The organism is Myxococcales bacterium (genome assembly GCA_022563535.1).
Taxonomy (GTDB): domain Bacteria; phylum Myxococcota_A; class UBA9160; order UBA9160; family UBA4427; genus DUBZ01.
The window spans coordinates 42,352-69,245 of the sequence record JADFNE010000003.1 but is presented as its reverse complement, the minus strand read 5'-3'; the positions used below and the strand labels follow the sequence as shown (position 1 = coordinate 69,245).

At 59.7% G+C, this 26,894-nt stretch carries 24 protein-coding genes; 16 read left to right on the top strand and 8 right to left on the bottom strand.

Annotation, left to right across the window (positions count from 1 at the left end; all coding sequences use genetic code 11):
• The first annotated feature begins 258 nt into the window (after positions 1-258).
• The 3 genes from IH881_01920 to IH881_01910 all read left to right on the top strand — a co-directional run bounded on the left by IH881_01920 (position 259) and on the right by IH881_01910 (position 3,363).
• Positions 259-669: an iron-sulfur cluster assembly accessory protein gene (locus IH881_01920; protein ID MCH7866423.1), complete on the top strand. Its 411-nt coding sequence runs from the start codon at positions 259-261 to the stop codon at positions 667-669.
• Between the two features lie 73 nt (positions 670-742).
• Positions 743-2,620 (top strand): hypothetical protein, encoded by a 1,878-nt coding sequence (locus IH881_01915; protein ID MCH7866422.1) that lies wholly within the window; start codon positions 743-745, stop codon positions 2,618-2,620.
• Positions 2,621-2,895: 275 nt separating this feature from the next.
• Positions 2,896-3,363 carry a NifU family protein gene (locus IH881_01910; protein MCH7866421.1) on the top strand — a complete coding sequence of 156 codons (468 nt, stop codon included), beginning with the start codon at positions 2,896-2,898 and terminating at the stop codon, positions 3,361-3,363.
• A 7-nt stretch (positions 3,364-3,370) separates the two neighbouring features.
• On the opposite strand, the gene IH881_01905 is transcribed toward IH881_01910, so the two are convergent.
• A complete protein-coding gene (locus tag IH881_01905; protein MCH7866420.1) occupies positions 3,371-4,219 on the bottom strand; it encodes an LLM class F420-dependent oxidoreductase in 849 nt (282 codons plus the stop codon).
• Between the two features lie 74 nt (positions 4,220-4,293).
• On the opposite strand from IH881_01905, the gene IH881_01900 reads away from it, so the two are divergent.
• The 4 genes from IH881_01900 to IH881_01885 all read left to right on the top strand — a co-directional run bounded on the left by IH881_01900 (position 4,294) and on the right by IH881_01885 (position 7,941).
• Entirely contained in the window at positions 4,294-4,896 is a 603-nt protein-coding gene (locus IH881_01900; GenBank protein MCH7866419.1) for a tetratricopeptide repeat protein, read from the top strand.
• Positions 4,897-4,958: 62 nt separating this feature from the next.
• Positions 4,959-5,414, top strand: coding sequence for a VOC family protein (locus IH881_01895; GenBank protein MCH7866418.1), 456 nt, complete (start codon positions 4,959-4,961; stop codon positions 5,412-5,414).
• Between the two features lie 65 nt (positions 5,415-5,479).
• Complete coding sequence (locus IH881_01890) at positions 5,480-6,700, top strand: MFS transporter (GenBank protein MCH7866417.1); 1,221 nt, start codon at positions 5,480-5,482, stop codon at positions 6,698-6,700.
• Between the two features lie 122 nt (positions 6,701-6,822).
• The gene (locus IH881_01885; protein ID MCH7866416.1) at positions 6,823-7,941 is read left to right on the top strand and encodes a cytochrome P450; all 1,119 of its coding nucleotides are present in this window, start codon (positions 6,823-6,825) and stop codon (positions 7,939-7,941) included.
• A gap of 19 nt (positions 7,942-7,960) precedes the next feature.
• Here IH881_01885 and IH881_01880 read toward each other — a convergent pair whose 3' ends face one another.
• Positions 7,961-8,206 carry a hypothetical protein gene (locus tag IH881_01880; GenBank protein MCH7866415.1) on the bottom strand — a complete coding sequence of 82 codons (246 nt, stop codon included), beginning with the start codon at positions 8,204-8,206 and terminating at the stop codon, positions 7,961-7,963.
• 98 nt (positions 8,207-8,304) lie between these two features.
• Between IH881_01880 and IH881_01875 the strand changes: the two genes are divergently transcribed.
• The 4 genes from IH881_01875 (at position 8,305) to fdhF (ending at position 14,048) form a co-directional block, all read left to right on the top strand.
• Entirely contained in the window at positions 8,305-8,913 is a 609-nt protein-coding gene (locus tag IH881_01875) for a molybdenum cofactor guanylyltransferase (GenBank protein MCH7866414.1), read from the top strand.
• Positions 8,914-9,009: 96 nt separating this feature from the next.
• Entirely contained in the window at positions 9,010-9,567 is a 558-nt protein-coding gene (locus IH881_01870) for a porin family protein (GenBank protein ID MCH7866413.1), read from the top strand.
• A 75-nt stretch (positions 9,568-9,642) separates the two neighbouring features.
• Positions 9,643-11,214: an NAD(P)H-dependent oxidoreductase subunit E gene (locus tag IH881_01865; GenBank protein MCH7866412.1), complete on the top strand. Its 1,572-nt coding sequence runs from the start codon at positions 9,643-9,645 to the stop codon at positions 11,212-11,214.
• A complete protein-coding gene (gene fdhF, locus IH881_01860) occupies positions 11,208-14,048 on the top strand; it encodes a formate dehydrogenase subunit alpha (protein ID MCH7866411.1) in 2,841 nt (946 codons plus the stop codon). Before IH881_01865 ends, fdhF begins: the two co-directional genes overlap by 7 nt.
• Here fdhF and IH881_01855 read toward each other — a convergent pair.
• Positions 14,045-15,223, bottom strand: coding sequence for an FIST C-terminal domain-containing protein (locus IH881_01855; GenBank protein ID MCH7866410.1), 1,179 nt, complete (start codon positions 15,221-15,223; stop codon positions 14,045-14,047). The genes fdhF and IH881_01855 overlap by 4 nt on opposite strands.
• Before the next feature lie 215 nt (positions 15,224-15,438).
• Here IH881_01855 and IH881_01850 point away from each other — a divergent pair, with 215 nt between their 5' ends.
• On the top strand, positions 15,439-16,224 hold the full coding sequence (locus IH881_01850) for a VOC family protein (GenBank protein MCH7866409.1): 786 nt from the start codon (positions 15,439-15,441) through the stop codon (positions 16,222-16,224).
• Between the two features lie 37 nt (positions 16,225-16,261).
• Here the strand turns inward: IH881_01850 and IH881_01845 are convergent, their stop codons facing one another.
• Positions 16,262-17,317 (bottom strand): redoxin family protein, encoded by a 1,056-nt coding sequence (locus tag IH881_01845; protein MCH7866408.1) that lies wholly within the window; start codon positions 17,315-17,317, stop codon positions 16,262-16,264.
• Between the two features lie 64 nt (positions 17,318-17,381).
• Between IH881_01845 and IH881_01840 the strand changes: the two genes are divergently transcribed.
• The gene (locus IH881_01840; GenBank protein ID MCH7866407.1) at positions 17,382-18,119 is read left to right on the top strand and encodes a dienelactone hydrolase family protein; all 738 of its coding nucleotides are present in this window, start codon (positions 17,382-17,384) and stop codon (positions 18,117-18,119) included.
• Positions 18,120-18,292: 173 nt separating this feature from the next.
• Here the strand turns inward: IH881_01840 and IH881_01835 are convergent, their stop codons facing one another.
• The 4 genes from IH881_01835 to IH881_01820 all read right to left on the bottom strand — a co-directional run bounded on the left by IH881_01835 (position 18,293) and on the right by IH881_01820 (position 24,009).
• Positions 18,293-19,027: a hypothetical protein gene (locus IH881_01835; protein ID MCH7866406.1), complete on the bottom strand. Its 735-nt coding sequence runs from the start codon at positions 19,025-19,027 to the stop codon at positions 18,293-18,295.
• 257 nt (positions 19,028-19,284) lie between these two features.
• Entirely contained in the window at positions 19,285-20,751 is a 1,467-nt protein-coding gene (locus IH881_01830; protein MCH7866405.1) for a glyceraldehyde-3-phosphate dehydrogenase, read from the bottom strand.
• 241 nt (positions 20,752-20,992) lie between these two features.
• Positions 20,993-21,817 (bottom strand): flagellin FliC, encoded by an 825-nt coding sequence (locus tag IH881_01825; GenBank protein MCH7866404.1) that lies wholly within the window; start codon positions 21,815-21,817, stop codon positions 20,993-20,995.
• A gap of 425 nt (positions 21,818-22,242) precedes the next feature.
• On the bottom strand, positions 22,243-24,009 hold the full coding sequence (locus tag IH881_01820) for a hypothetical protein (protein ID MCH7866403.1): 1,767 nt from the start codon (positions 24,007-24,009) through the stop codon (positions 22,243-22,245).
• Positions 24,010-24,432: 423 nt separating this feature from the next.
• Between IH881_01820 and fliD the strand changes: the two genes are divergently transcribed.
• From fliD to IH881_01805, 3 genes are all read left to right on the top strand, one after another.
• On the top strand, positions 24,433-25,731 hold the full coding sequence (gene fliD / locus IH881_01815) for a flagellar filament capping protein FliD (GenBank protein MCH7866402.1): 1,299 nt from the start codon (positions 24,433-24,435) through the stop codon (positions 25,729-25,731).
• Positions 25,732-25,820: 89 nt separating this feature from the next.
• Entirely contained in the window at positions 25,821-26,261 is a 441-nt protein-coding gene (locus tag IH881_01810; GenBank protein ID MCH7866401.1) for a nuclear transport factor 2 family protein, read from the top strand.
• Between the two features lie 394 nt (positions 26,262-26,655).
• A complete protein-coding gene (locus IH881_01805; GenBank protein ID MCH7866400.1) occupies positions 26,656-26,859 on the top strand; it encodes a cold-shock protein in 204 nt (67 codons plus the stop codon).
• Positions 26,860-26,894: the final 35 nt, after the last annotated feature.

The window sequence follows — 26,894 nt, the reverse complement described above, 5'->3', positions numbered from 1 at the left end:
GCTGCCGGTCCAAACTTGTTTCCCGGCGTGAGCGGCGTTACACTCAGAGGTCGCTAGACCGCTGAAATTACTCATTTTTTGCCCAAGGCGGGCGCGGTGTTATCAATTCCGTGCTGGTTTTTGCCGATGAGTCGAGAGTACCCGGGTCGAGACACAATTGTTCGAGCCCACACGCGGACTACACACGAAGAACGATGGCTTGACGCGGACGCGATCGCGACGAGATCTACAACGATCTAGAGGACGGAGAACGAGACCATGGCCGACGAATCATCGAGCAGCAAAGTCAGCGCGCCCCTGGAATGGACCGCCCCGGCCGCCACTCAATCCTCAGACGAATCCGGCAACAACCAGGTCGTGTCCCTTACCCCGGCGGCTAAAACGGAAGTCCGGCGCCTGCTCATAGAAGAGGGAATGCCCGGTCTTCGCCTCGGCATCAAGGGCGGCGGGTGCTCCGGCTTGAGCTACTGCCTCGAATTCACCGAAGAACAAGAGGGCGATACGGTGATCGACTTCGCGAACTTCAAGGTATTCCTCGACCGCAAAAGCACGATCTATCTCAGCGGAATCACCCTCGACCACCAGAGCGGCCTCGAAGGCCGCGGATTCGTTTTCCAAAATCCACAAGCGTCGAACACCTGTGGGTGTGGGGAGAGCTTCTCGATCTGAGACGCTGGCAGTCCGCTGCGATCTGCCCGGGCCCAGAGCCCGCTCTCGCATCGTCAGGTCGCGGAACAACGCCATGATTCCTGAATCGAACACTCTTGAACTCGCCGGTGCCGTCCGGAAATCGGGCTTCTTTGCCCGGTTGGCTCGGGGAGAAGCCGGTGCCTGTGGACTCGCGAACCCCGGTGCCATCCTCGCTCGTGGCAAGGACGCTGCGAGTTTCCTCCACAGCCAGGTGACGAACGAAGTCGATGCCCTCGCAGCGGGCGAAGGCAATTTTTCTGCACGAGTGAATCGGCAGGGACAGTTGTTGCATTTTTTTTCGCTGCACCGGCTTCCGGCGAAGGCGGAAACTCCAGCGGCATTCCTGTTGATCCTCGAGCGCGAAGCCGTGCCGCAGCTGCTCGCGGCATTCGACGACTTCCTGTTCTCGGACGACGTGAGCTGCACGGATGTCTCGGACGACTACCAGTTCAGCACGCTGCAGGGCCCGGACGCCAGGCATGCGATCGAAGAGGCCTGCAAGGCAGATGGGTCTGTTGCCTGGGAAGGCTTCGAGTCGTACGGCATTCGCGAATTGGAATTCGCGCCCGACGAGCCCGGCCTTGTCATTTCTCGCTCGCTTACCGGTGACGCCGGCTATCTGATCGCCCTGCCCAAGAACCCCGCTTCGGCGGCCGAACGCGCTGAGGAGAGGTTGGAACGGGCCGCCCGGCAAGTCGGGTTCGAGGTGCTCGTCGAACCCGAACTTTCTCTGGTGTTGGAAATCATGCGCATTGAAGCGGGCCAGGTACGGGTCGGCCCCGACACTCGAGATCGCAAATGCATCCTGCCCGAAACCGGACTCGAACAACATGCGGTGAGTTACACCAAAGGGTGCTACCTGGGACAGGAAGTGATCGCTCGAGTGCGCACCTATGGCGCCCTGCCCTTTGGGCTGCGGGGACTCGTCTTCGAGTGTGCCCAGCAAGGAGATTGGTCCCAGCAAGCAGCGCTGCTCGAAAGCCTGCCCGACCCCGGTCAAGCTCTTCATGCGAGCGAGAACGAAAAGAGCATCGGCCAGATTGTTTCCCGCACACTCTCGCCGGTCCTCGGCTACCCGATCGCCTTTGCCTATCTGGACAAAGCCCACCGCACACCCGGAACCGAAATCGACATTCAGGGAAAGCAGGGCCCGATCGCAGCACGGGTCACGCTGTTGCCGTTTTACCATGCACCGGGTCGCGATGAGCGTGTGGCGTTCCTCTATGACCGCGCGATTCGCGTCTTCGCTCAGGGGGCGGAGGAGCAAGCGCTCTCGATTCTCGAAGATGCGCTGCAGCTCGATCCGGGTTTTTCAGACGGCTACGAGGCCGTCGGGGTAATCCTCGGACGCTCCCAGCGCTTTCACGAGGCCATCGACATTTTCAAGCGGCTCGAGGAATTGGCCCCCGAAGCGCCAATGGTGAATACCAATCTCTCGCTCTACTACATGAAGATCGGCGACAAGATTTCCGCGGAAAACGAGGCCGCCAAGGCGATGCAGAAGAGCTTGGCGTTGGGCACCGGAACTGGCATCACCAGCGACGAGATCGATGCGCAGGTGCAGCAGCAAGCGCTGAGTGACGCCAAGCGAAAACTGAGCATGTTCAGCCAGGTACTCGAAATCGATCCTGACGACCAGGTGGCGCTGTTTGGCAGTGGGAACGCGCTGTCGACCCTCGGCGAATGGGAACGCGCTGAGTCGCACTACGCCAAGGCGTGTGAGGTCGATGCCAAGAATTCTGCGGTCTATCTGGCGCGGGGCAAGGCCCTGGAGGCGCTGAACCGGCCGGCGGACGCCGAAGCCGTCTACCGCGACGGCATGGAAGTGGCGTCGCGCAAAGGCGATCTGATGCCGCTCAAGGAAATGGAGCACCGGGTGCTACTCTTGTCCGGAGCGAGCCAAAGCGCCAACGGGGGAGCAGCAACATGAATGTCATCGAACGCGTAAAGAATTTCCTGGGCGGCGACCCCGGCGACGATCGGGCCGCCGATTCCGAAAGCCAACCCGAAAGCGAAACCGCAACCAACACCGAAGCAAATGCCGAAAGTGACAGCGTGGAACAACCCCTCGAAATTCAGCTCAGCGATCCCGGCCCCGAAACCGACACCTGCAAGATCATCCTCAATCGCGATCTGTCGCCGGACAAGACCGAGTTCTTCGAGACGTACGGAGAAGCAGAGGGCTGGCCGATGGTTCAGCGGATCATGCGCGTGGCCGGAGTTCATTCGGTGATCGTAAAGGGCAACATGTTGATCGTGGCCAAGCACGCCGGGGCCGAATGGCCCAAGCTGTTGCAACCGATTGAAGACGCAATTCGCAGCGGACTCGATCCGACAGTCGATGACGTCGCTTCGCCGGTAGACGCGATCGCCGCAGCCGCTGCGGGCACGGGCCCCGAAGACGAACTGCGCAACCGCGTCCAGGCAATCCTCGACAGCGAAATCAATCCCTCGGTCGCCAGTCACGGCGGCTACATCTCACTACTCGATGTACAGGGCACTCGCATCTTCCTGCACATGGGAGGTGGCTGCCAGGGTTGCGGCATGGCGAGCGCCACCCTGAGACAAGGCGTCGAAACCACATTGCGATCGCAAATTCCGGAGATCAGCGAGATCATGGACACCACCGATCACGCCGCTGGTGCGAACCCCTACTACGAATCGGGATTCTGAATTCGAGCTACTTCGTGAGTTCAGCCAACTGGTCGAGCGCGGGGAGCAATGCATCCGCTGCGACCGAAGGCGCCCCGAACAACACTCGCGATACCCCGGCTTCTTCACAGCGCTTCACGACCTCGGGGTCTGCCGGACAGAAGTAGATCGTGATTTCGAAACGCTCCACGTCGCGCCCCGCCTCTTCCAACTCCCGGTGCAGACGCGGAATCAGCAGCAGGGGATCGTCGTCTCCTGCGGCCATGAGCGGAATCCAACCGTCGCCGTAGCGAACCGCGCGCCGAATTGCGGCGGGCCCCGCGCCGCCGACATGAATGGGCGGATACGGGGACTGCACGGGCTTGGGCCAGGCGTGACAAGCACTGAAGTCGACGAAGTTGCCGTGGTACTCGGCTTGCTCTTCGGTCCAGAGTTGAATCATGGCTTCGACCTTTTCGCGCATGATGACGAACCGGTCGCGATGGGGGATGCCGTGATTTTCCATTTCGGGCTGGTTCCACCCGCCGCCGATGCCGAACAGAAAACGCCCCCCAGAGTAGAGATCGAGGCTCGCCACCTGCTTTGCGGTCTGAAATACGTCGCGCTGGGGAACCAGGCAGATTCCGCTGCCGAGTTTCAGCGTGGTCGTGGTCGCCGCAGCAAAGCTCAGCGCAACGAACGGATCCGAGACCGCGTAGTACTCACGGGGCAGACCCGCCTCGTCGCCCGCAGGGGGTCCCGGGGTGATGGGGCCGAGTGGCATGTGAGAGTGCTCAGCAAACCAGACAGACTCGAACCCCCGCGCCTCGGCGGCGGCGGCGAATTCACCTGGATGCATCGAGATGTCGGTCGGAAAGTAGGTCAGTCCGTATTCCATGCCGGAATTCTACCACCTGCGCCGCCTGACGGAGAGCCCCAGACAAACCCAATGAGGGCTAGACTGGCCCCACCATGCCGAGTGACTCGCAGTTCGTGGTCAATGCGAACGACGCAAACTTTGAAGAAGTTGCGATCCGCGGTTCGACGCAGCAACCCGTGGTGGTCGACTTCTGGGCAGAGTGGTGTGGACCGTGTCGCGCCCTCGGTCCGCTGCTCGAGTCGCTTGCAGAGGAATTTGCCGGCGCCTTCCTGCTGGTCAAGGTCGACACCGAAACCGCTCCAGAGGCTTCGCAACGGTTCAATGTGCGGAGCATCCCGGCCGTCGTCGGTATTGCGGATGGAAAAATCGTCGCCGAGTTCGTCGGCGCACAACCCGAGGCCTCGGTGCGCGAGTTCCTGGCCAAGTTGATCCCGCCCCCCGCCGAAGCCCAACCCACAGACAAAACCGACGCCCCGGACGGTCCCGCAGCCCAACTGCAGCTAGGCGCAGACCTCGCGTCGCGCAACCAGCACGAAGATGCGCTCGAGATCTATCTCGAGGTCGTGAAGGCATCACCCGACTTCGAGGATGAGGCAGCGCGTCGCGCCATGCTCGAGTTGTTCGACGTGCTGGGTTCAGACCACGATGTAACGCGAGCCTTTCGAGCCAAACTCGCCCGACTGCTCTACCGCTGACACGCTGACAAAGAAAAACTGAACATGTCGGCCCTCTTCATCGCGTGGAACGGAAATGAAACATGGTGAACATCAACGGGATCGCTCACGTCCAGTTGAGCGTGAGCGACATGAGCCGCTCAGTTCCTTTCTACAGGCGGCTGTTGAACTCCATGAGCCTGCAAACCATCATGGATGAGGACGACTTCCTCTATTGCGTGGGTGGCAGAACAGGGGTGGCGATTGCACCGGTAGCGCCCGAATTCGAGGACTCCGCATTCGATCAGCGCCGCGTGGGCCTGCATCATGTGTGCTTTCGCGCGCGCTCTCGAGAAGACGTCGATGCCATTCACGCGGTGGCGCTGGAAATCGGAGCCAAGATCGTTCATCCACCAGAAGACGGCAGGTTTGCGCCGGGTTACTACTCCGTGCTGTTCGAGGATCCCGATGGGATTCGCATCGAAGCCAACTTTGTGCCCGGCAAGGGCCACCTCGAGGAAGGCGTCGAACTTCCCCTGAAGGTGCGTGGTGGCGGCTGATGGGGATTCGTGGCTGGCGAGTGCGAGCGCTTGAATTGAAGGATTTAGTCGGCTAAACGCTCCCAATGGCAGCAACCGCTTCCCTATCCCGCTTTGACGCAAACGAAAAAAGAGTGCTCGCCTTCACCGGTGCGGCGCATGCCCTCACCCACTACGTCGAACTTGCGTACCCCACCCTTGCCGTGGTGTTTGCGGTAGAAATCGGTCTCCCGATCGAAGAAGTCCTCGGCTGGAGCCTGATCGGGTACATGCTGCTCGGCTTTGGAGCCCTTCCCGCCGGCTACCTGGCCGACCGCTTTGGCGGCCGGGTGCTCGTGACAACCGGGTTGTTGCTTTCAGGGGGCGCGATGTTCGCGGCGGGCTTCGTAACACCGGGTTGGCCAATCGTCGTGTGTCTGGCATTTGCGGGACTCGGCGCCAGCACATACCACCCCGCCGGAATGGGTCTGATATCGCGAAGCATCTCGGCGCGGGGCACCGCACTGGGCATCAACGGTATTTTTGGAAACATCGGGATCGTGCTCGGTCCGGCCGTCACGGGCTATCTCGCATTGACATTCGGAAGCCAAACGACCTTCGTCGTGACGGGCATTGGAATCCTGATGGTCGCACTCGCCACCGGAGCCCTGCGCTTCGAAGAACCCCCACCGGGGGCGCAACAAGAAGCCGTACACACCGGTGCCCCAGTACCTCGCCTGCTCATCGCGAGTTTCGTGATCCTCTGCGCAGCCGCGCTGCTCGCGGGTTTCAGCTACCGAGCCAACTCGGTGGCCCAACCGGCCCTATTTTCCGAACGCATCCATTTTCTGAATTTTGGCTTCGCTACTTCGCTCGCCATGTGTGCAGGGATCGGAGGGCAATACATCGGCGGCCGGATCGCAGACCGTTTCCCCTTGCCGACCTCCTACCTGCTGTTTCACGCTGCGAGTCTACCGGCGGTCCTCTTGATCCCGTACTCGTCCGAGTACGCGCTGTTCGCGGCAGCGGCGCTGTTTGCCTTCTTCGCGCTGGGCATGCAGCCGATCGAGAACAGCTTGTTTGCTCAATTGACGCCGGAGCGCTGGAGGTCCACAGCCTACGGGCTCAAGTTTACGTTGACGTTTGGAATTGGTGCGAGTGCGGTCGCGGTCGTCGAGATTGTGGCGCCCAGTCAGGGGTTCGTCGGGGTGTACCACGTGCTGGCGTTTGTGGTGGGGGCGATCGTCGCGGCTTGTTCTACGCTGGTCTGGATTCAAAGAATCGGGCAAACTGGTTGGGTCGACTCCAGACCTGCAGCAAATTCGTGATGACCCTGAGCTGGGGCTAGGGGCCGGGGAGAGAACCACTGCCGAACCACCCAACACGACCCGAGATCCGTTTACTCGACGGCAATTTCTATGGCGGCGATCCTATCGAGTCGTACCGCTGGATGCGCGAGCATGCGCCCGTCTACTATGACGAGGAAGCCAAGGTCTGGGGCGTCACCCTGCACGAAGATATTCTCTCGATTTCAAAAGATTCCGAGACCTTCTGTTCGGCTGAGGGTTCGCGCCCAGAAAGCGCTTCGTGGGTCCCCTCGATGATCAACATGGACGACCCCGCTCACCGCCTGCGACGCGCCATCGTCAATCGCGGCTTTACCCCGCGACGGGTGGAGGATCACGAGCCCAAGATCCGAAAGATCTGCAACGAGTTGGTCGATCACGTCGCCGCGCGCGGTGAGTGCGACTTTGTGCGCGACCTCGCCGCACCCCTGCCGATGATCGTGATCGGGGACATGTTGGGGGTGCTGCCCGAAGATCGCGATCGCCTGTTGCGATGGAGCGACGAGATGCTCGGCGCCACTTCGGCTACTGCCGGGCCGGATGCCCTGAGGCTCGCCGTCCAGGCCGGCAGCGAGTACGCCGCGTATACCCTCGACGTCATCGCCAAGCGTCGCGCCGACCCGGAGATCGACGATTTGATCGGGCTGCTGGTCAACTCGGAAATCGAAGGCGAGAGCCTCGATGAAGAAGCACTGATCCACGAAAGCCTTTTGATCCTGGTTGGCGGCGACGAAACAACCCGGCACGTGATCACCGGGGGCATGCTCGCATTGATGCAACATCCCGATCAGCGCCAGATGCTGCTCGACGATCCGTCGAAGATCCCGACCGCCGTTGAGGAGATGCTGCGCTGGGTCAGCCCCATCAAGAACATGAATCGCACAGCGACCCGGGACGTAGAACTCCGCGGTCAGAACATTCGCAAAGGCGACAAAGTGTTGCTGCTCTACCACTCGGCCAATCGTGACGAGCGGGTGTTCGCGGATCCGGATCGCTTCGACATCGAGCGCGTGCCGAACGAGCATGTCGCCTTTGGCGGGTACGGCAAACACTTCTGCCTGGGCTCGAGTCTGGCCAGGCTCGAGCTTCGGTTGTTCTTTGAGGAAGTCTTGCCCCGGCTGCCCGACCTCGAACTGGCAGAGGGGGCCAAGCTCGAGCTTCGACCCTCAAACTTCATCGCCGGTCTTGAAGAGATGCAGGTGCGGTTCGCGCCCAAGTCTTGAACCGGATCCTGGCATGGGTTCAGTCCGGGGCTGTGGTCTGGGTGTTCGCTGCTGATTTCGAATAGGCGCGACAGCGGGTGACGGGCAGCGGCGGATACGCCACCAGGGAATCGTCTTCAGCTGCTTTCTCACAGCGGTAGAAACCACTGCCCTTCGCGCTGGTGAGCCGACGCGCGTAGCGACACGTGAAGCACAATCCCACCTCGCGTTCGGATTGCGAGCCGTCTGCTGTGCGGCCTTCAGTCTTTTTACCATCGTTCGCCACGACAGCCCCCATTCCAAGTCCACCCTCCAACCTGTCCTCGCAATGCTTAACCCGCCGCTCGAGAGATCACAATTCTGCCAATCCGCTAAAGTCATCGCATGTCCCAGGCAGCACTCGTCCTCTGCGGCGGCTTTTCAGAACGGATGGGCCGCGACAAAGCCAGCCTGCCCTTCGGTGGTGTAACGCTGCTCGAACGAATCGTCGGCATCGTCGCGCCGTGCGTGGATGAAGTCTGGCTCGTCGCGCGACAGGGACAGGAAATTCCACCCAACCAGAAGCTGGGACTTCAAGTGGCCCGGGACCCCGCCGAAGGGCTAGGCCCCTTGGCAGGATTGACCGCCGGGCTGCGCGCCATCCCCGCCGAACGTGCGTTCGTTGTTTCGTGTGACCTTCCCCTACTTCAGGACAAGCTCATACGTGGTCTGTTCGATCTTGCAAAGGGTCTGCGCGCTGTAATTCCGACGATCGGCGGCCACTACGTTCCAACCTGCGCGGTCTACTCGAAATCCCTGGTCCCCGAACTAGAAGTGATGCTGGCGGCCGGAGAGCGGCGCCCGCGCGCAATTTTAGAGCTGCCGGGGGTGAGTGCGCTCAGTGAAGACGAAGTCAGGATCCACGACCCCGAGTTGCTGAGCTTTCGCGACTGCAACACCCCGGAGCGATACCGCGAAGCCCTCGAGTTGGCGGGATACGAACCCGAACGCTGAATCTTGTCAATTGCGCCAGAGTCAGCGAGCATATGCCCAGCACGTATCCGGTGGGCACCTCCCCCCCACAAATCAGCAGATCAATTGGGATTTACATTGAACAAGCAGGCCTTCTCGCTAATCGCCGGAGTTGTGTTTCTCGCGCTCAATCCAAGCGTTGCAACCGCGTTTGAGGTCCCCAAAACGGGATACTACGTTGGCCTCGGCCTGGATTTGGCAGAGGAGTCCTTCAAAAAGTACAACGACGGAAAAGGGTTCAAGACCGGAGTCGGTTTCATTTTGACCGGGGGTAACCGGTTCTATGCCAACGTCGCGATCGAGGGTTCGTGCGAGTATTTGAAGCACCTCAACTCCAAAGAAGAAGGCGACATCAGCATTCTGGCCTTCAACGCCAATTTCAAGGGATACCTTACGACCCTGCGGTTTCAGCCGTTTGTCTTGATCGGGATCGGGGTTACACGCTTCCATTTCAAGCCGCCGAGCGGGGGCAAAGAAAACAACGTCGGCCTCAGTGCGCACATCGGCGGGGGGTTCGACTACTATCTTTCGCCCGAGATTTCGGTCGGGATCACAGTGGCCTATGTCGGAACCACTGGGAGAATTAGTAAGCGCGAACACACGACGATCGGCCTCGGTGCACAGTACAGATTCTGACGTATCCCCTGAACTTTGATGCTAGGGTCTGGTCCCGATCCATTCTCATTTCCTGACGATAGAGTCCTCACTTCCATGAATCTTCTCCAAGAGCTAATCGAGCTTCAGGCAGAACGCGGCTTCCTTCCGGAAGCCACGCTGGAAGAGTTTTGTCAAACCCGTCGGATTCCCCGCGCCAAGGTCGAGGAACTTTGCTCGTTCTATCCCCATCTGCGTCGAAGCGAGCCGGCTCCCCACCGCGTCGCCGTTTGCCGCGATCTCGCATGTTATATGCGAGGAGGCGCCGATGCCCTCGAATCACTGCGGTCGCGCTGCGCAGCGCGGGGCGACGTGGAATTCGAAGCCGTCTCCTGCCTCGGTCGTTGCGACAACGCGCCGGCCTGCAGCGTCGACGACGTTCCCATGAATGCGTCCCAGGCGCTGGAAGCACTCGCCCACGAGTCCATCGAGTCGCAGGCAGAACCTGCATCGACTGCGACCTGGCGATGCGATCCATATGCCGGTACCGACGCCAACCCACCCTACGATCTGCTGCGCAGAACCCTCGCCGCGCCAGATGCTTCGAGCCAACTCATCGAAACCCTCAGCCAGTCCGATCTCCGGGGGATGGGCGGTGCGGGATTTCCCACGGGCCGAAAGTGGGGGTTGGTTGCAGACCAGCCCGCAACGCCCCGCTATGTCATCTGCAATGCGGACGAGAGCGAGCCCGGGACGTTCAAAGACCGGGTCCTGCTGCACGACGTGCCCCACCTGGTGATCGAAGGCATGGTGCTCGCCGGCCTTGCAATCGACAGCCACGAGGCGTGGATCTATATCCGCCACGAATACGAACCCGAACTCGGCAGGGTGCGCCAGGCACTCGACGAAGCGCGACGTCTTGGCGCCTTGGGCGAGAACATCTTCGGAAGCGGGTTCGATTTTGACATCCAGGTCTTCGTTTCACCGGGCGGATACATCCTGGGTGAGGAGACCGCCCTGCTCGAAGCGCTCGAAGGTCGTCGCGGTGAACCGCGCAACAAGCCCCCCTACCCCGGTGTCGAAGGGCTGCACGGGAAACCGACTCTGATCAACAACGTCGAAACCTTCGCGTTGGTTCCGCATGTAATCGAGACCGGGCGTGCCGACCTCAAGTTCTTTTCGATCAGCGGTGACGTGGCGCAGCCGGGGGTATTCGAGGTTGACGTCGGAACGACCCTGCGCGAGTTGGTCGACCTCGCCGGTGGCATGGCGGACGGAGACGAACTCCTGGCCTTCCAACCCGGCGGAGCCAGCACCGGGTTTCTCTCCGCAGAGCACATCGACATCCCGATGACCTTTGAGGCGCTCAGAGAGGTGGGGAGCGCGCTGGGATCTGGGGCGGTCATCGCGATTCGAGAGGGACGTGATCTCGTCGAACTCGCGGGCAACTTGACCGCCTTCTTCCGCAACGAATCCTGCGGCAAGTGTGTGCCGTGCCGGATCGGAACCGAAAAGGCCGTGAAGCTGATTCAGATCGGCGATGAAACGGCGCTGGCCAGCATTCCGGCACTGCACGAGATCTTGCAAGAGACCTCGATCTGCGGACTCGGACAAGCCGCTCTAAACTCCATTTCAAGTGTGTTGGAGAACTTTCCCAGCTCGCTGGCCGCGGGGCACAAACCATCGTGACTCCCTCTGAACAAAACATCACACTGACGATCAACGGTGAACCCGTCGAGGTTGTCCAGGGAACCTCGCTCTGGGACGCCGCGCTACAAGCGGGACACTCCATCCCGACTCTCTGCCACGACCCGAAGCTGCGACCCGTTGGGGTCTGCCGGATGTGTGTCGTTCAGGTCGAGGGCGAACGGGTGATGACGGCGTCCTGTGTGCGAGAAGCCCAGGCGGGCATGGTCGTCCATACCGACAGCGAAAAGATCGAGCGCTGCCGTCGCGGCTTGACCGGAATGCTGCTCGCCGAACAACCCGAACGTTCGGCCCGGGAAGACTCAACCGGCGATGACGCCCTGTTCGCGCTCGCGCGAGAGCAAGGTGCTGAACGAACTACCGCCGACGGAGCGATGCGACCGCAGGATGATTCCTCCCCGGTCATCGCCGTCGACCACCAGGCCTGCATTCTCTGTGATCGCTGCATTCGCGCTTGCAACGAAGTGCAACACAACGACGTGATGGGACGCACCGGAAAGGGCTATGAGGCCCGGATCAGCTTTGACTTCGATCAACCGATGGGAACCTCGAGTTGTGTGAGCTGCGGCGAATGTGCCGCAGCGTGTCCCACCGGAGCCCTTGTCGACAAGCTGGACAGCGAACAGCACGCAGAACCTGCAGTCGAGACCAAGACGAAGCGCAAACCGCTAGAAGCACTGGCCAAGGTGGATTCCGTTTGTCCCTACTGCGGGGTGGGCTGCGCGATTCGTTATCACGCCAACCCACAGAAGAACCGTATCCGCTTTGCCGAGGGTCGCGAAAGCCCGGGCAGCCACGGTCGGCTCTGCGTAAAGGGCCGCTATGGCTTCGACTACACGTCCCATGCAGATCGGCTTACCACTCCGCTAATTCGCATCGACTATCCAAAGCGGCCACTTTCGAGCGAGGTTCAGAGTTCGAAACGGCGGCGGCGCAAGCCCGGCGGCCTGGTGAACATGAACGATGTGATGCCCGCATTTCGCGAGGCGACTTGGGATGAGGCTCTCGATCTCGCGGCAGAGCGTTTGCTCGATATCCGCAAGAACTACGGGAGTGGTGCCTTGGCGGGCTTCGGTTCGGCCAAATGCAGCAACGAGGAAGCGTATCTTTTCCAAAAGCTGGTGCGCACGGCCTTTGGCACCAACAACGTCGACCATTGCACCCGGCTGTGTCACGCGTCTTCGGTGACTGCGCTGATCCAGATGATTGGCTCCGCCGCAGTCACGACGACCTTCGGCGATGTCGAAAATTCAGACTTTGCAATCGTCGCCGGCTGCAATCCGACCGCGAACCATCCCGTGGCCGCGACCTTCTTCAAGGACGCCGCGGCCAAGGGGACCAAGCTACTCGTGGTCAACCCCCTCGACATTCCGATCGCCGATCACGCCTGGCGCTTCTGCCAGATTCGGCCGGGTAGCGATGTCGCGTTCTTCAACGCCATGATGCACGTCGTAATCGCCGAAGACCTGCTCGATCGCGACTACATCGAACAGCACACCCGAGAGTTCGACACGGTCGCCAAGACGGTTGAATCCTATACCCCGGAGCTCGTGGCCGGGATCTGCGGGATTGACGCGGAAACCATTCGGGAAGTCTCGAGGGAATACGGCCGCGCCCGGGCCGCGATCACCTTTTGGGGCATGGGGATGAGCCAGCACGTGCACGGCACCGACAACTGCCGCTGCCTCATTTCGCTGTGCTTGATGACCGGCAATATCGGACGCCCCGGCACCGGCCTGCATCCACTGCGCGGACAGAACAACGTCCAGGGCGCATCGGACGCTGGACTCATCCCGATGAGCTACCCCGATTACCAACCGGTATCTTCTCCCGAAGTACGCGCGCACTTCGAAGCGGCCTGGAACATCCCACTCGACCCCAAGCCCGGTTTGACCACGACCGAGATCATCGAAGCGGCTCACAGTGGAAGCGTTCGCGGGATGTACATCCTCGGCGAAAACCCGTTTTTGAGTGATCCCAATACCAACCACGTCCGGGAAAGTCTAGGCAACCTCGACTTCCTCGTGGTCCAGGACATCTTCTTCACCGAGACCGCAGAGTTTGCCGACGTCATCTTGCCCGCGTCGAGCGCACTCGAAAAATCCGGCAGCTTTACCAACACCGACCGTCGAGTTCAGCTCGGCAACCCCGTTCTCAGCCCACCGGGCGAAGCCCGAACCGACTGGCAAATCATCTGCGATCTTTCCACGCGCATGAACTACCCAATGGACTATGAAAGCCCGGCAGAAATTTTCGACGAGTTCGTTTCACTGACCAAGAACTACCAGGGTCTCGCCCATCACAACCTCGGCGCGACGGGCAAGCTCTATCCCTGCCCCAACCCCGAGACCTCCGACGGAACCGTGGTGATGTTCGGCGACGGATTCCCCACCGAGGATGGGCGCGCACGGTTCGTCGCGGCCGAGCACACTGGGGCCGACGAATTGCCCGATCACGAATATCCCCTGATTCTCGTCACCGGCAGGGTGCTGGAACACTGGCACACCGGCGTCATGACCCGCCGCTCGAAGGCCCTGGACGCCATCGAACCCGATGCTTTCGTATCGATCCATCCGACCGACGCGAAGCAGCGGGAAATTGGCCCTGGGGATTGGGTCGAAGTGCGTTCGAGGCGGGGAGCGATTCGCCTCGAGACACGTGTCGAAACGTCGACGCAACCCGGCTCGATCTTCATTCCCTTCCACTATCGCGAAGCCGCTGCCAACATCTTGACGACGGACAAAGTCGATCCGGACGGGAAGATTCCCGAGTTCAAATTTTGTGCGGTCGAGATCGCGCTCGCGAGCGAAGACTAATTTCGCGAGCGAAAGAACCCAAAGGCACTCGTGTAGCCGTGGAGATAGGGTTTCCCCGCAATCGGACCGATTTCTCCATTACCGAAAAATCCCGCCACCGGGATCTCCCCGAGATGCCGACGCAGGGCATCGCTGTCGTGATTGGCGACGCCGTACATTCCGCGGCCGCGACCCATACACGAAAACAGTAACGAGCCGCTGACCGCAGGTCGTTCCTTGGCGTACTTCGAGAGTCTTTCATCGAGTTCATTCGAAGCCGACTCACCGTCGCGCAGGTGAAATTGCACTACCTGGTTTTCAACGAGTTCGGCACCGATCGAAAGCCCACCGTTCACGGGATCGGCGCCCAGCAGATTTCGCACCAGAAAATCGCCGGCCTCGACCGTAACCTTGTTGTGGTCCATCTGAATTCCGATGAACAGCGAGCCCCGGAACAGTGGGATGTCGGCTTCGGGTCCTTCGGCGGCAATTTCTTCGAGGACGTCGATCGGTCGGCGACCGTCGAGTTCGAGAATCTGGTTTCCCCGGAAAGCCGTAACGAACATGGGCGGACCCACAGCGCGACAGCCCTGGGACACGACCGATTCGAGCACGACATTTCCGCTCATCGCAATGCCAATGAAACCATCGCGATAGACCTTTTCGCCCAGGATGAGTTGATTTTCTCCAGGCTGACCGCCGCCGCTTGCGAGTCCCCCGACTTGTACGCTCTGGGGATAGCTGTGCGCGATTCCGCGCAGGATCGCTTCGGCGTCTCCGGAATAGGGATCGCCAAGCAGAAGCAGACCCGGGTCGTTGCAGTTCTCAACACCTACCCGCGCGCGCCACGCGTCGGTGTCGCTGCCCAACGCGTGCAGTTCTGGACCCGAGATGGCAAAAGGCGAGAGTGAGACATCCGGCAGCCGTGCCGCCGCCAGGGCTACCGCAGCACCTTCTTCCATCTCCCTGCCCGCCCCAATAACGCTCGCGGCGGTACAACCAAACAACAGCGCAGTTGGGAACTCGGCCGCAACCATGCACGCCACCTCGCTCGCGCGTTCGGCGTGTGAACCGGACACGAAAATCACCACCAAATCCGCCGGTTGCGAAGCGAGTTCGCGTCGAATCGCTTCGCTCGCCTCGCTCACGGCCGCCTGGCTATCGGACTGCAGCGAGATTCCTGACCCCCAGATCATCCAAACTTCTCCTCGGATCGTTACAGCCCGATCTCTGAAACTGCTGTTGCGCGAAAAATCTCAAAAGGGTGTAGCGATTTCGCCTCCGTCGAGCACAAGAAGCGTCTAGCACCCAAAAGCACCGAAAATCATCGAATATTGTTTACACAGCTTGCGACGCTGCGGGTCTACAATCGTAACAGGATCTGTAAATGATCCGAAAAAGGAGGGCCCCCATGACGAGCTTTACCCGCTTTACCAACGGCCAGTTCTCTTGGATCGACATCATGACACCGGATCTGCGAGCAAGTCGCAACTTCTACAGTGAGTTGTTCGATTGGGACATGGTCGATACTCCGGACGATCAAAGCGGAATCTATGTAGAGTTTCAGTTTGCGGGTCACTCCGTAGCGGGCATGTCGCAAATGCCGGTCGATCTCCGCAACAGCGGAATGCCCGCTGTCTGGTCAAGTTACATCAACGTCGATGATGTCGACGCCACCACGGACGAAGCCGAATTCCTGGGTGCGACCATCGAGCTGCCACCGATGCAAGTCATGGACGCCGGACGCATGGCGACCCTGATCGATCCTGTGGGCGCGCGGGTTTCGCTCTGGCAGCCCGGCGAACACATTGGTGCGGCGCAGGTGAACAATCCCACGTCGCTTTGTTGGAACGAACTCGTCACCCCGACCCCCGAAGAATCGCTTCGCTTTTACGGGGACTTGTTCGATTGGGAGTTTCGCCGATCCGATGAAGACGGTTCGGTTTACTACGAAATTTTCAATCAAGGCCGAGCAAACGGCGGCGTGATCGAAATGACGGAAGAATGGGGAGGCCTGTCGCCTCACTGGATGCCCTACATCTCGGTTTTCGACTGCGACGAGACCATCGAAAAGGCGATCAAGTTGGGAGGCGTCGTCGACATGGACCCGATCGATATCGCAGCCGGTCGCTTTTCCGTCGTCATCGACCCGCAGGGCGGAGCCATTACGGTGATGAAGCTCAGCGAACCGGACTGAAGTCCGAGCGCTCGGAGCTACGGTTCAGTTTTAGACGTCAAGGCTTGAAGGTTGGGTAGTAGGCCTCGCCACCACCCTGGGCTTTGACATCGTCGAGCCAACTGCCCTCATAATCCTCGGTGGGGCCTTGGGCGGGGTCCGCGATCGACCAGGCCTGACGCTTGTAGGTCCAGTTGCCGGGAACCAGGCGATGCGCTTCGCGCCAGTGCTGGATCGCATCCCGCTCATTGCCTCCACGGTACAAGTGCTGGCCGAGTTCAAAGCAGGCCGCCGCGCGAGCCGCATCCATATTGCGCGGCCCCGAGCGCTCGACGACCTCGGCCGGGGACCAGGCAAACTGGCTGTTCACACCCTTCTCAGCCCAATCGCGCAAGGCAGCCAGGTAGGTCTCGTGGTCGGTCTGGATTTTCTGGGCCTCGCGCAATACTTCTTGCAAGTGCGGGGGGATGTCGTCGGTAATTTTCATCGTGCGAATCGGACTTTCCCGGGTAAACGCAGCATCGCCAAGCCGCACCAACATACCCCGCTCGTCGACCCAGGCGGACATGGGTACGTTCACGAAGCCGAGTTTTTCGCCCAATACGTGGGCCGAGTCGATCAGCGAGGGATGGCTCGGCTTTGCGAGTTCGATCCATTCGCGGGCCACGGCGGCACCTTGGGTATCCATCGCAACCGTTACGATCTCCACGCCTTTGGGCCGGAGTTCTTCTGCGAGAGCCTGCCACCCGGGCAGGTCAGCTTTGCAGCCTCACCACGACGCCCAGCTGACGATCACGACCTTGCGCCCGCGCAGGGAAGAAATTGAAAAATCGTTTCCGTCGAGGTCGGGCAGAACAATTTCTGGACACGCGGCGCTCGTCAACAGGGGGCCACCCGACTCGGGGCCGACCGCGTAGAGACCGTGCGCTTCATCGTGCACGATGGGCATGCCCAGGGTCTCGCTCAATATCCGCACGTCGACGGTGTGCGCAGCGGAATCGATCGCCTGAAGCGGTACACAGCGATCGCCTTTGCAGGCGCCCTCTGGCTTGAGCGACCAGCCGGTCTGGGCTTCGAAGTCTGCCTTGGGAATCTCGAGGGACGGAATGATCATGGGTCGAGCATATCACGGGGAGTTCGCTTGGGTTAGAGTCGGAGCCCCAAACCGGAGGAAATCCATGGCACTCGAAACATCGACAGTCGAAATTCTCCTGAGCAGCGGCGGCACCATGGGGGGCTACCTGGCACGTCCCCAAGGCGACAAAACCCTGCCTGGCGTGTTGGTCTTCATGGAGATCTTCGGCATCAACGGACACATCCGCCAGATCACCGAACGCATTGCCCAAGAGGGCTACGTCGCCCTGGCCCCAGACTACTTTCACCGCACCGGCCCCGGCATCGAACTGGCCTACGACGAAGCCGGCATGAACGAGGGCATGGGGCATCTCGAGCAACTCCAGGCCGACTCGATGATCGAAGACGCCCGCGCCGCGATCGACTTCCTGCGAGGCACTTCCTTCGTCAAGGGGGAGAGCATCGGCGCCATTGGATTTTGTATCGGCGGGCACATGACCTACCTCACTGCATGCGAAACGGACATCAAGGCCGCCGCCGCTTATTATGGCGGCGGCATCGCGGCGCCGACGGGTCTCGGCGGGGGTCCGTCCACCGTTTCTCGCAGCGGCAAGATTCAAGGACAATTGATCTGCTACTTCGGCGGCAAAGACACCATGATTCCCTCGGATCAGGTCGACGCCATACGCGACGCTCTCGAGCAGACCGGCGGCAGTCACGAAGTCGTGGTCTATTCAGACGCGGATCACGGCTTCAATTGCGACCAACGTGATTCCTATCACGAAGCTTCGGCCAACGACGCTTGGTCCCGCACCTTGGCACTCTTCTCGAAATCGCTTTGACGGTTTCGGTGTGAGTTGATCTTCAGTTTCCACCTTTTACGGGGCTTGAAGGAGGAGGCTCGGCGGGTCTTGCCGTACTGGGCATGTTGCCAGATGGGCGGTTAGGGAAAAGGGCCGGTTTGGTAGTGCGGACGGGGTGGGCGTCGGCGAGGGGACTGGGTGGGGGAGAGTTCTTAGCCAGGTGTTGCGGAGAGGTCGATTAGGCCGCGTTTGCGCCAGCCTTTGCTGAGGAGCCAGCTCGCTGCCTTGGCGACTCCTACATCTTCCTGGCTGAATACCTTCACGCGCAAGCTTTCGGAGCTTGCGCGCCAACCGTCGAACTGGCTGCCCGAAGATGCTTCATCGATATTCACCGGCGGCGCATGACCGTTCCGCTGCTTGAAGTGCTTCCGAATATTGAGAAGCACGTAACGAAGCGCGTTGCGCACCTGCTGTGGCGAAGTGAGAAGCTGAACGTGATAACGGCCTGCGATCACCTGACCGGTTCGCTTAAAGACACGATTCACAGCCAGTGCAAACCGAGCCGCAATCGACTTCATGCCCCGGGAGAGAGCATCCTGAGACTCAGCCTCAACGATTATGTGAAGGTGAAGGTGAAGGTGAAGGTGAAGGTGATTGTGCTGGATGGAATACTCAACCAACCGAAAGTCGCCGCGCTCACACCCCTGGGCAAAGGTCTTCCGCACTTCCATCACGAGCGATCGTCGCCGAAGGTTCGAGAGCCCCTTTACAACACGCAACGTCACATGGGCGGGAGTGAGTTTCTGAAATCCAATTCGCTGTCGATGAGGCACCTGCCCCAGCCCAACCCGCTTGGCCCCAGCCCCTTTGCGCGGCCCACCATGTCCAGAGCTCATGCGCTTCTGCAAGACATAGTCAGCGAGTTCGAGCTGCTTGATTACTGCCATGTCTTAACAATAGCAGAATCATAGCCCTTATCAACCTAATAATGCGTCAGATATATAAAATAAACACAGCTACAGTTCGCGAACTTTTATTCACCCACTGTCCGCGCCACCGCCACACCCCGCACCAACCCACCACCCCTCAACTACCCTTCCCCTCATTGCCCAAATGGCAACAAGCTCAGTAGAGCAAGACCCCCGAGCCTCATTCCCAAAGCCTCGCAAGCAAACGCCCTCGCGACCAAACCCCCGCCAACCCCCTAAGCCGCCGCCCCGTTCTTTGCCTTTGGGAACGTCTGCAATCCGAGTCCGGCCAGTTCTTCCAGGATGCGTACGACCTGGCGGCTGTAGCCGAACTCGTTGTCGTACCAGACGTAGAGTACGCAGCTTTTGCCCATGCAGATTGTGCTCTTGGAGTCGACGATGGCGGCGTAGCGGCTTCCGACAAAATCGCTGGAGACGACCTCGTCCGAGTTGGTGTAGTCGATCTGGTTTACCAGATCGCCTTCGAGGGAATTCTTGAGCAGGTGGGCGTTGAGTTCCTCGACGGAGACTTCGGTGTCGAGGTCGAGTTTGAGGATCGCGAGGGATACGTTGGGCGTGGGGACGCGGACGGCATTTCCACTCAACTTTCCTTTGAGCTCGGGAATAGCCTTGCCGATGGCCTTCGCGGCGCCGGTCGAGGTAATGACCATGTTGAGGACGGCACTGCGTCCGCGCCTCGCCGTGGGGTGATAGTTGTCGATCAAGTTCTGGTCATTGGTGAAGGAGTGGCACGATTCGATGTGTCCGTGATCGATCCCATACGCCTTGTGGATGACGCTGAGGATGGGCACGATGGCATTGGTTGTGCAGCTGGCCGCGGAGAGCACAGGGCCCATCTGACAGATGCCCTTGTGATTGACGCCGTAGACGATGTTCGGGATGTCGTCCTTGCCGGGGGCGGTGAGCAACACAGACGAAATTCCAGGGGCCTTGAGATGTCGCTCCAGACCTTCGCGGGTCGTCCATTTCCCCGTGTTGTCGACCAGCAGCGCTTCGTCGATTCCGTACTTGTTGTAGTCCACGCTCTCCGGTGCGTCGGAGTAGATGATGTGGATCAAGTTGCCGTTGACGACCAATGCGTTCTCGGATTTGTCGAGCAGCACACTGCCCCGAAAATCGCCGTGTACGGAATCTCTTCGCAGCAAGCTGGCACGCTTTTCGAGATCGTCCTCAGAGCCTTTGCGCACCACGATGGCGGCGAGTCGCAAACTTTCTCCGCCACCGGTCTTGCCGACCAGAATACGCGCGACCAGACGACCGATGCGGCCAAATCCGTAGAGCACAACGTCTTTGGGTTTATCGAGCAGGGGTTTGCGACCGGTGTCGACCTCGGAAAGTTCATTGCCGACGAACTCGGCCGCGCTCTTTACTCCGCCCGTATTTCGCATGTGGGTAAGGAGGTTGCCGATGTCGATCCGCGCTGGCGCCAGGTCCATCGCACAAATTGCTTGCAGCAGTGGCAGCGAATCGGTCGTCTTGATTTCGCTGCCCTCAATCTGGCTGGCCGTCTGGTGGAAGTTCATGATTTCCACCGGGCCGCGATTCACCAGCGAGTTGCCGTAGCAGGTGATGATGACGCCGTGTTCGCGGTAGAGATTCCCGACCAACGGAAGCATTGCCTCCGCACACTGTTCGTTCTGCTTCCATTCGCGAAGGTAGGAATCTGCCTTTTTGTTCCGCATCTGCGTACGTTCCTTATCAAAATCAAAGCTGGGATCTGGACGGGAAATCGAGCCGTATCGGCCAGTCAATTGTCTAATTCGGTGCGCGCATTATAGAACTCGGTGCTCGCCCTGGGGAGACCAGTCAGGACTTCTCCCCTGGGGTATCGGCAAAATGGGGGGGAAAGCTAAGGCCGAAACGCCCCCGACCCAGATTGGGGACGGGGGCGAATTCGGTCTTTCACGGTAGTTCGCGACGGACTTAGCTCAGTAACTGCAGCGCCGACTGGGTCGAGATGTTGGCCTGCCCGAGAATCGAGACCCCCGCCTGTTGCAACACTTGGTTGCGGGTCAATTCGGCCGTTTCCGAGGCGAAATCCACGTCGCGAATCTGTGACTCGGCCGCCGCTGTGTTTTCGAGCGCTACTGCGAGTGATCGAATCGTCGACTCGAGCCGATTCTGCACCGAACCGAAACTCGCGCGCAATGAGGCGACGGTCGAAATTGCACTGTCGATGGTGTCGATCGCATCCGTCGCTCCGGTGGCCGACGACACACTGACGGTGGAGCCGATGCCAATCGCCGACGCCGTCGCCTCCACCCCACTCACCGAAATCGTATCGCTACTCGTTCCTTCACTTCCGATCTGGAATGTGATCGCCGAGGTGTTGTTCAACAAAGAGGTCCCGTTGAACTTGGTCACCGTGGCGATGCGGGTGATTTCTGATGCAAGGTCCCGAAACTCGCTCTCAATCGTGGAGCGCTCGCTACTACCCAGGGTGCCATTGGCCGACTGAATCGCGAGTTCGCGCATGCGAATGAGCAGGTTACTCGTTTCGTTGAGTGCGCCTTCAGCGATCTGCAGCAGCGAGATACCGTCGTTTGCGTTGCGAGACGCCTGGGCGAGCCCACGGATCTCAGCGCGAAAACTCTCGGAGATCGCAAGGCCCGCAGCATCATCCGCTGCACGGGTGATTCGCAGACCGGAAGACAACCGTTGCAGCGACTTCTGCAGTCGCTGCGTAGTATCCGCCAGGTTCCTCTGCGCGTTGATTGAACCAATGTTGGTGTTGACTCGAAGTCCCATACCGTTTGACCCTCCATGCGATTGGTCTTCCGCCCCGCACTTCCGTGGCAGGACGTAGTCGCGGTGTGCACCCTTCCAGACTCACCGCGTAAGTTTTCGCGTTTGTTTAAATGACGAACCCGAGACCTGCCCCGAGCTAGTCCTGTTAGTCAGCCATTCCGGACCTCCGAAGCGGCTGACATTCTCTAAAGCAAAGAGGATGCCAATTCATTCTCGAGCGAAATGGTTCGGGTTTTCACCATCGAGAACGTGCAGCTCGCATCGGAAACATCCGGAATGGGAGAGTCCCCGCAGATGCCGGGTGAGAATGAACTTCCACTGCGAGAAGCACGAAAAAGTGTTTCGGGATGAAACGCGATTGCAGATTGAAACGTCGCTTTGAAACGTTTGGGGCCTGGCCTCGCAATGCCCGGGAAAGCGACGGGCTAATCGGGCTTGGAGCAACCGAGCAGAAGGGGTGCACTCACGTTGCCCTTGCGGAGTACCGCGACCAGGAACCGTGCTTCCAGATTCTCGCTTGACATGAGCTCACGGTCGAGAGTCGCAAGTTGATCAAAGATCTTGCGATGTTCGAGTTCCTTGACTTTGAAGTTCGGGCCAAACTCGGGGCCGGCGAGGGATTCGATCAGGTTTCCCGCGGTGAGTTTGACTTCGAAATCGAAGCGGTCCTCGAGCAGTGCGACGATACGTTGGGTCGTCGAAGCGTCCTGTGATTCCCGGCGGTCGACGAATTCTTCTTCGAACGCGCCTTCGAGCTTGTTCTTTCGCTGCTTCTCGCTGAGTGCCCCGAAGATTCCGCCAATCGCGTCAAGGGCGGCCTGGGGCAGAGCCGTTGCGGTTCCGATCCGATCCGTCATCAAGAAGATCGCTCCGGCCTCGCAGCTCGCCTGAATCCTGTCGAGCAGCGCATCGGGATCCTTGGCCGAGCTGATCGATCCGTCCGCGATCACGAAGTCGCAGGCTGCGTCTGCAGGCCAGTTCTCGAGATCGCCGTCGAGGGTGTCGAACTTTTCTCCCAGTTCGAGCCCATTGACGAGCATGGTGCGCTGTTTCTTGAGTTTCTTGGGCTGGCTGTCGAGTATGTGAAACATGTAGTTCCCGACCTGCTTTTCTTTGAGCAGTGCCGCGACCCTTACTTCGATCTGGGTATCGCCTCCGCCGAGGCTCCAGATTTGAATCGTGTCGTCCGGGCGCGCCTTGCAGCAATCCTCGATCCATTTGTAGAAGAGCGTGTCCACCGAATTGATGGCTTCATCCGGGTGTTCTCGTTCGATCTCGGTGTCTCGCCAGTAGCGAAGCATGGGCGGGATCAGCGGGGGTACGTCCTTGAAGTAGAGTTGTGTTTCTTCTTCTTCCGTTGCGGATGCCGGTTCCGGGCTCGCGGCCGGGGGCGCGCTCTCGGTTGCGGCGTCGACTGTCGTAGTCGGGGTTTCCGCGGCGGGTTCCGCGATCGGCTCTTCGGCAACGGGTTCGGCTGCGCCCGGCGCCCCATCAGGGAGAGCGACTTCGACGGCAGCCGGGTCGGCCTGGAGAGTCTGGGCAGGCGCTGCAGCGGTTGCCGGAGCGGGAACCATCGAGGGCTGCAGGGCGGGGATACTCGCTACTTGGGGGTGGGGCAGGGCTTCTGCTCCAACCGCACCACTGGCGATCTGTTCCAGGCTGCGGAGTGTTTCCTGCAGGAAGGCGATGCGATCGTCGCGCAGGACGATCGCCTGTCGCGAGCTCTCGAGCATCGCGCGCTGAGTCTGGACTTCGCCTTCGAGCAAGGAGAGCTGTTCGTTCGATCGATCGAGCTCTTTACAGAATATGGCCAACTGCTGGTCGCGGTCTTCGATCCCGCGTTCGGCGATCGCAACATGGGCATCTCGCGAAGACATTTCACGATCGCGGCCAGCAAGGGTCGCGAGGGTCGTTTCGATCGTGCTCTGTGCTTCGGCGAGTTCGGCTTCGACGAGACTCACTCGGGCCAGGGCAGCACGATGGTCACCGCGCAGGGCCGTAATTTCGTCTTCACGCAATTCGAGGTCGACGCGCAGCGCATCACCGTGGGCACGTGCAAGCAAACCGGAAGAACGAAGTTCTTCTACCGTTTCGCGCGCCACCGCAAGCGCCGCTTGCAGGCCTTCGATCTCTGCGCGCAGCTCTTCGTTTTCGCCGCCCGGGCGATCATTTTCGTCGTCAGACGAAGTCATTTTCCCCTCATCAAGCCTCGAAAATACGATGGCCAGATCCCTGCTCCTAAAATTCGGCAAGCCCTCGGTGCGGCTTGAACCTCGATCACACTCGTCGTCATGGAAACGCACGCAAGAAGAACGAGAATCGAAGGACATCGAAATTACGCCCGATGAAGTTTCTCGTGATTTACTCGGAGACACTTCTCAGGGTATAGATCTAGAAATCCCTGCTGGGTCACCAAACACGTTTTGCATTTCATTTTGAACTCCACAGGTGTGCGCGGTGGGCCGATGGGTTGTGAAAACCACGATCGTTCAATCTGAAAGTTGCAATATGAAACGTGTCACCGTCATTAAGTGGGGATCTGCTCGGATGCAACACCGCGACGGCTCGTGCGTTGACACGAATCGCGTGACCGGGTTTCACGGGTGGAGAAAGCCATGACTGCGAGTCTCTATCAGATCGATCCAGCTACTGCGCTCGTCAGATCGGCGACTTCGTATACCACCGCGACCACAGCCTTTGGCCAGGGAACATCGGTCGCGGGTACGCTCGCCTCGCAGTTCATCAAACAGCAGGGTTCGCTGATCTACAGCCGCTACTCGACCAGCGATCGCGTGTTCATTCACCAGGGAATTCAGGACCGGGCCCAAACTCTCGAACGAGCCGCTCGAACCCTGTTCTCGCGCAATTACGGGGAGTCGGTGTTCGACCAACGTGAAGTCGTCGTTTCCAGTTCGAGTGCGGTGTCGGGTACCGCGGAGCGCCTCACTTCGCCCTTTACTTTCGGGATCGAAGTCGAGCAGCTCGCCCAGGCGCAAAAAGTCGTCTCCGACGATTTGAGCGATGCGGGGGATAGTTTCACGGACGGAACCGAAGCCTTTTCGTTGACCGTGGAGGGGACGACGTTTTCGTTTTCGATCACCGTCGATGCTTCCGACACCAACTACGACGTCCTCGGGAAGATTGCGGACGAGTTCAATGGGGCCAACAGCAGCGGCATCTACGCCGAAGTCGTGAGCGACAGCACGACCGGTGAGTCGTCATTGCAACTCATTGCGCACTCGACCGGAACGGATTCCGAGTTCACCCTGAGTGGCAGCATTCTATCCGGCATCAACCTCGAGGAGACGGTCTCGGTGGATACGGACGCGGGCACCGGTGGGCTCCAGGTCAGCGCTCAGGACGCCATCTATAATCTGGATTCGGGTTTCTCTGTGACTTCCCAGACCAACACCATCACCCTGTACGACGAAAGAATCGAACTGGTGCTCTCGGCAACGACGGGTGGCGAGGCGGTGACTGTCAGCATCGAACCCAATACCAGCGAGATCGAAGAGGATCTGGAAACCTTCATCACTGCCTACAACGACGCATTGAGTTTTGCCCTCGCGCTGCCGAGCGAAGCGACTACGACTTACGCTCTCGAACTCGCTGCCGCGGTGTCGCCCTTCGTGATCAGCCTGGAATCGATCGGGATTGAGCGCGATGGCGACGGCGAACTATCGATCGACAGCGACGAACTGGCCGAAGCGCTCACCGATGGCCGCTTCGCCCGGGCGAGTGCTTTGTTTATCGGTCCCGCCGGGCTGGCAACCACCACCGAGCGGGTGAGCCGAAACCTGCTCGACCAGGGGGGCAAGTTTCTCACCCAACCGGACAACCTCGTAGAACGCGTCTCCCTGCTCGCCATCAATCGCTACCAGAATCTCGGTCTGCTCGTCAATCTCATCGCTTGATTGAAGCCGTGTTCAGCCGAGAGTCCGGACGGTAGTATCCGCAGCATGCCAATGAGAGTCGATCGGGAAATCGACGGGGGGCGCTGGGGATGCATGAACATCAGGTCGAAATTGAAAAACTTCTCTACCACTACGCGGAGCAGATCGATCTAGGAAACTTCGAAGCCCTGGCCGATCTGTTCGAGCACGCCGTGATCACTTCGCCGGGGATCCCTCCCGGGCCCGGAGGGCGCGATGCGGCGCTCGAGGCCTACACCAGGTCGACCCGCCTGTACGAAGACGGCACGCCCCGAACCAAGCACGTGACCACGAACATCGTCGTCGAGGTCGACGAAGCGTCGGACACTGCGACCGCTCGGTCCTACTTCACGGTTTTCCAGGCCCTCGAGGACTTTCCATTGCAAGCCATCATCGCCGGTCGCTACCACGACAAGTTCGATCGAGTCGACGGACGCTGGCGTTTTTCCGAGCGCGTGATCATTCCAGAACTCATGGGAGATCTGAGTCGCCATCTTCTGATCGAAATCTGATCTGAGAGGAAGGCTCGCGTTTCGGAACGGGCGCCGATGTTTTGACACACAGATCCGTCACATATGGTCGGATGACGACGCCCCGTGGGGGAGCTGGCTCGATTTGTGGGCTATAGGCTCTCTCAGCGGTGTTTCGCCGGGTGCCTGACCAATTGATTTGACGCGGGGGTGACGAATTCAGATTACTCCGCCGCCGACTATTCTGATCACGGGAGAAAGTATTTCCCCTCCAACGTGCAATTCCGACTACATTATTGCCTACACATGGCAGCGCATAATCGTGCGCGACATGGGTAATGTGTGAATATGTAAAAGAAGACTTACGACGACTTAAGACGGCGAACGACGCTTTTAAGACGACGAAAGATTCGGAACGACGCAAGGAGAAAGTAGATTGGCTAAGGGCACCGTTAAGTGGTTCAGTGAACAAAAAGGCTACGGCTTCATTACTCCGGACGAAGGCGGCAAAGACCTCTTCGTGCATTTCTCGAGCATCATCGGGGATGGTTTTCGGAATCTCGAAGATGGCCAGCAAGTCGAATTTGAAGCAGCCGAAGGACAAAAGGGTCCCGAAGCGCAGAGCGTTCGACTGGTTTAGATCACAAAGCCGGTTTTGATGAAGCCCGTTCTTCA